Origin of the sequence: Pseudonocardia pini, assembly GCF_013870575.1 — a bacterium.
GTDB lineage: Bacteria > Actinomycetota > Actinomycetes > Mycobacteriales > Pseudonocardiaceae > Pseudonocardia > Pseudonocardia pini.
Map to the genome: position 1 here is coordinate 1 of NZ_JACBXB010000418.1, position 4,810 is coordinate 4,810.

At 73.3% G+C, this 4,810-nt stretch carries 6 protein-coding genes; 2 read left to right on the forward strand and 4 right to left on the reverse strand.

Features of this window, described 5'->3' with window-relative positions; translation table 11 throughout:
- The 4 genes from H5J29_RS21060 to H5J29_RS21075 all read right to left on the reverse strand — a co-directional run.
- Positions 1-747, reverse strand: a 747-nt coding sequence (locus H5J29_RS21060; RefSeq protein WP_181782769.1) for an amidohydrolase family protein, incomplete at its 3' end; no start/stop codon positions are given.
- Positions 747-1,607, reverse strand: a complete 861-nt coding sequence (locus tag H5J29_RS21065; protein ID WP_181782770.1) for a fumarylacetoacetate hydrolase family protein — start codon at positions 1,605-1,607, stop codon at positions 747-749. The genes H5J29_RS21060 and H5J29_RS21065, both read right to left, overlap by 1 nt.
- 21 nt (positions 1,608-1,628) lie before the next feature.
- Positions 1,629-2,846 carry an acyl-CoA dehydrogenase family protein gene (locus H5J29_RS21070; protein WP_181782771.1) on the reverse strand — a complete coding sequence of 406 codons (1,218 nt, stop codon included), beginning with the start codon at positions 2,844-2,846 and terminating at the stop codon, positions 1,629-1,631.
- Between the two features lie 11 nt (positions 2,847-2,857).
- Complete coding sequence (locus H5J29_RS21075) at positions 2,858-3,451, reverse strand: VOC family protein (RefSeq protein ID WP_181782772.1); 594 nt, start codon at positions 3,449-3,451, stop codon at positions 2,858-2,860.
- A gap of 165 nt (positions 3,452-3,616) precedes the next feature.
- Between H5J29_RS21075 and H5J29_RS21080 the strand changes: the two genes are divergently transcribed.
- Together H5J29_RS21080 and H5J29_RS21085 are read left to right on the forward strand one after the other, a co-directional pair.
- Positions 3,617-4,324 (forward strand): GntR family transcriptional regulator, encoded by a 708-nt coding sequence (locus H5J29_RS21080; protein WP_181782773.1) that lies wholly within the window; start codon positions 3,617-3,619, stop codon positions 4,322-4,324.
- A gap of 97 nt (positions 4,325-4,421) precedes the next feature.
- Positions 4,422-4,810, forward strand: a 389-nt coding sequence (locus tag H5J29_RS21085) for an alpha/beta hydrolase (protein WP_181782774.1), incomplete at its 3' end; no start/stop codon positions are given.

Below are 4,810 nucleotides of genomic sequence, written 5' to 3' on the forward strand. Positions count from 1 at the left end.
CGGCACCCCGGCCGCATGCAGGACGGCGACGCTGTCGCGAGCGTGTGCGTAGTCGTCGCCGGGCCTGCCGAGGCCGCGGACGATCGCCTCCATCATGGACAGCGTCGGGACCGCGACCTGGCCCTGCGCGACCATCCGCGCGGCGGTCTCGCCGTCGAGGACGCCGTCGAGCGGAACGTGGGTGACCACGTCGACGCCCGCCCGCACGGCGATCCGGAACGCCGCCACCGAGGAGGCGTGGGCCACCGACCGCCTCCCGTGGGCACGGGCCGCGGCGGCGAGGGCGTCGACCGTGGCCTGGTCGATCATGTCCGGACCCGGCCGTTCGGCCACGATCTTGACGTAGTCCGAGCCCTCGGCGACCCGCTTCGCCACGAACGGCTCGGCCTGGTCCGGCGAGGTCAGGATCGCCTCGGGCGGCATGCCGGGCATCCGCGCGTGTGGTCCGCCCGCGCCGATCGCCGGCGTCCCGGCGCTGCGGATGTCCGGGACGCGCCCGCGGAGGGCGTCGAGGTGCTCCGGCGGCCAGCACGCCATGTCCAGGGCGGTGGTGATCCCCCACCCGGCCAGCGCGGCCAGGTCGCCGGGGACGCGGAGGTGGACGTGGGCGTCGATCAGGCCGGGCAGCAGCACACCGCCCTCCCCGTCGCCCGGCCCGTGCTCGACGGTGCCGATCAGACCACCGTCGACCACCACCGTCGCCGGGCCGAGCAGCCGCTCCCCGTCGAAGATCCGGACGTCCTCCATCAGGCCGCCACGAAGCGGTGCCGCAGCTCGCCGATGCCGGTGCACCAGGTGACCAGCTCGTCGCCCGCCTGCAGGAACCGCGGCGGGGTCATGCCCACACCGACACCGGCCGGTGTGCCGGTGAAGACCAGGTCGCCGGGCAGCAGCGTGACGATCGCGGACAGCCTCGCGACGAGCACCGGGATCGGGAAGACCATGTCCCCGGTCCGGCCCTTCTGCATGCTCTCCCCGTTGACCAGGCAGCCGAGCTCCAGGTCGTCCGGATCCAGGCCGGCGGCGCGCAGCTCGTCGGGCGTGACCAGGCTCGGGCCGACCGGGGAGAAGCCCGGGTAGGACTTGCCGAGCCCGAACTGCGCGGGCGGCGCGGCGAACTGGGTGACCCGGTCGGAGACGTCCTGGCCGAGGCTGAGCCCCGCGACGTGCGCCCACCCGTCGGCCTCGGCGATGTCCCGCCCGCCGGTCCCGATCACGGCGACGAGCTCGACCTCCCAGTCCACGTTCCCCGGGGAGAGCCGGATGTCCCCGCGCGGGCCGGTCAGGCTGGAGGCGTACTTGGTGAACACGACCGGCTCGGTGGGCAGCGCGAAGCCGGACTCGGCCGCGTGGTCGCGGTAGTTCAGCCCGATCGCGAAGATCTGCGGCGGGCGGGGGGTCACGGCGTCGAGCTCGGTGTCCGCGACCGGCGCCGCGGAGTCGAACGACGCCGACGCCGCCCAGTCGCGGAACTCCGCCCAGCGGGCGTAGACGGCCTGGGGGTCGGCGACGAATTGGCCCGCGCTCGCCCGCTCGACGTCGACGGCCCGCGACCCGTCCTGCGGGTCGAGCAGCACGAGCCTGCCTGCCCTGGTGGCGATGCGCACGATGATCCTTCCGGTGGAGACTCAGACGAGGGGGGTGACGCCGTCGGTGAGGCCGAGCAGCGCCCGGCCGTAGACCTCGGCGGAGATCGCGGGGCTGACGACGGCGTGCCTGCTCGCGACCTCGGAGTCCCGCCAGATGCGCTGCAGCGGGCTGGTCTCGGCGAAGCTCCCCGCGCCGTGGGCGCTCACGAGCACCCGGATCGCCTCGCGGGCGTTCTCGATCGCGACCCCGGTGTCCATCCGGACCCGGGCACGGGCGGCGTAGTCGGGGTAGACGCCGTCGGCGGCCGCCTGGTCGATGTCGGCCGCGGCGCGGTAGGCGTGCAGGTGCGCGGAGTCGATGAGCGCCGCGGCCTTCGCCACGGCGAGCTGCACCGTCGGGGCCTCGGTCTGGACGTCGTAGAAGGTGTAGGAGATCGACCGCTTCGGCGCCTTCTCCAGCACGAGCTCGAGCGCGGCCTGCGCCAGCCCGAGCTGCGGGCCCGCCAGCACGATCGCGGCGACCGGCACGAAGGCGCTGCGGTACAACGCCTCCTCCGTGTGCTCGGTGCCGTACCGGCCACCGATCGCGGCGGGCACCGAGATCACCCGGTGCTGCGGGATGAACACGTCCTTCGCGACCAGGGTGTTGGATCCGGTGCCGCGCATGCCGGCGACGAACCAGGTGTCGGAGATGGACAGGTCCGCCATCGGGACCAGGGCGAGGCCCTGGTCGACGATCTCACCGCGCTCGTCGGGCACGGGGAGGCCCACCACGGCCCACTGCGAGTGCAGACAGCCCGAGGCCCAGCCCCAGGAACCGGTCACGCGGTACCCGCCGTCGACGCGGACGGCCTCGGCGGTCGGCGCGAGCACCCCCGCGATGCGGTTGCCGGGCTCCTCCTCCCACACCTCGCGCTGGGCCCGGTCCGGGAACAGCCCGCCGAAGAAGGAGCAGACGTTCATCAGGGTGGACACCCACGCGGTCGACCCGCAGCCGCGGGCCAGCTCCCGGGAGACCTCCAGCTTCGTGCGGATGTCGGTCTCCAGACCACCCAGCCGCTTCGGCTTCATGATCCGGTAGAGCCCGGCCTCGTCCGCGAGGGCGATGTTCTCCTCGACGACGCGGCGGTCCTGCTCGGTGCGTGCGGCGTTGCGGGCCAGCACGGGCACGATCTCGCGAGCACGCCCGACGAGCTCGGCGCGCAGCGCCCGGGAGTCCTCGGAGGTGCCGGGCCGCTCCAACAGGAAGCTGGTCATGGTTCTGCTCCTCAGGCGCTCAGCGACGGGACCGCGCCGGTCAGGACCCCCATCGGGTCCGGCAGCGACGGGCCGGACAGTGCCCAGGCCCGCGTGGTGAGCTCCTCGACCGAGGCCCCGGCGCGACGCGCGGCGACCAGCCGGTCCACGTCGAACGCCGGACCCACGGGGTCCCCGTCGTACTCCGGGCCCTCCATGTAGGCGGTGGCCTCGTCGGCGGTGGCGTAGTTGTCGACCTGCATCTCGACGAAGTTCCCGTCGGGGTCGCGGTAGTACAGCGACGTCGTGACGCCGTGCTGGATCGGCACCGCAGGCGTGACCCCCGCCGCGGCGAGCTCCTCGTAGCGCTCGATCAGGTCGTCCAGGCTCTCGAAGGTGAACGCGGTGTGGTGCATCCCGACGGTGCCGGGCACCTTCGGCCGGGCCACCTCGGCGGGCACCTCGAGCAGGGCGATGCGGTGGTGCTCGTCGTCGAAGGTCAGGAACGTGAGCCCGTGCCCCGCGTACACGGTGTGGGCCTTGAGCACGGTGCAGTACCAGTCCCGCACCGCCTCGGGCTGCGCGGTCTGCAGGACGACGTGGACGAGCTTCGGCGTGGCTCCCATGAGCGGTCTCCTCTCGGACCAGGCCACCTCGACGTGACCTGGAGCACGGCCCGGAACGCTAGGCACTAACTTATAAGATGTCAACGTGCGCTAGCATGCTCCCGATCGACGTCGGTCGGACAGCTCGGTGAGGGGTGGGCGTTGTCGCTCGAGGATCGCCGCGGGATGCGTTCCGTGGCCGAACGCAAGGCCTCGGCCGTCGATCTCGTCCTGCACGAGATCCGGCGCTCCATCCTGAACGGGGACCTGCCCCCGGGCCGGCCCTTCACCGTCCCGGCCCTGACCGAGCAGCTCGGCGTCAGCCACGTGCCGGTGCGTGAGGCCCTGCGCCAGCTGGAGGCCCAGGGGCTGGTCGTGCTCAGCCCCTCGCGCAGCGCGATCGTCACGCCGCTGGACCCCGAGGACCTGCGGGCGATCTACCGGCTCCGGATGACGGTCGAGCCCGAGCTCGCGGCACTCTCCGCCCCCGACCGCTCGGCGGCGGACCTCGACGAGCTCGCCCGGCTGGTCGACGAGACGTTCGACCGGGTGCCGGGCGAGGAGTTCTGGGAGCCGCACCGGGAGTTCCACGCCGTCCTGATCCGCCCGGCGGCGAGCGAGTGGGACCTCCGCCTCCTGCGCCCGCTGTGGGACGCCTCCGAGCGCTACACCCGGCTCGTGTTCGACCCCGTCGGCGAGCCCGAGGACTTCGCCACCCGACGGCGGCACGTCCACTCCGAGCTCGTCGAGGCCGCCCGCTCGCGCGATCCCGAGCGGGTGCGCACCGAGGTCCGCGGCCACCTCGAGGCCAACCGGCAGACGATGCTGGACCGGATGAGCCGCATCGGCAGCACCGACGGCCAGGGGTGGGCCGCGCGGAGCGAGACCGCCTGACGGGCTCGCAGGCGGCTCCGAGGTCGCCGTTCGTTGACAACTTATAAGTTGTAGTCCTACCGTCCGGGCCCCGCAGTTCACGGTTCGAAGGAGAATCATGGAGCAGCTCCGCGCGCACGGGATCTCGACCGCCCTCCACCGGCCCACCGCCGCCGAACCGGGCCTGCCCCTGCTGGTCACGCTGCACGGCGGGACGTACACCAGCGCGTACTTCGCCGTGGCCGGGTCCACCGGCGGGTCGTTCCTCGACGTCGCCGCCCGCAACGGCTTCGCCGTGCTGACCGTCGACCGGCCCGGCTACGGGGACAGCGACCCGCTGCCGGAGGAGGAGAACACGTTCGCCCGGCAGGCCGAGGTGCTCGACGCGGCGATCACCGAGCTGCTGCCGCAGACGCCGGCCGGCGAGGTCGTCCTCGTCGGACACTCGATCGGCGGGATGACCGCGCTGGAGATCGCGGCACGCCGGCCGTCGTGGGGTCTGCTCGG

Coding starts and splice junctions, on each gene's coding strand:
- H5J29_RS21070 (WP_181782771.1), bottom strand. CDS start 2,846: ATGACCAGCTTCCTGTTGGAGCGGCCCGGCACCTCCGAGGACTCCCGG.
- H5J29_RS21075 (WP_181782772.1), bottom strand. CDS start 3,451: ATGGGAGCCACGCCGAAGCTCGTCCACGTCGTCCTGCAGACCGCGCAG.
- H5J29_RS21080 (WP_181782773.1), top strand. CDS start 3,617: ATGCGTTCCGTGGCCGAACGCAAGGCCTCGGCCGTCGATCTCGTCCTG.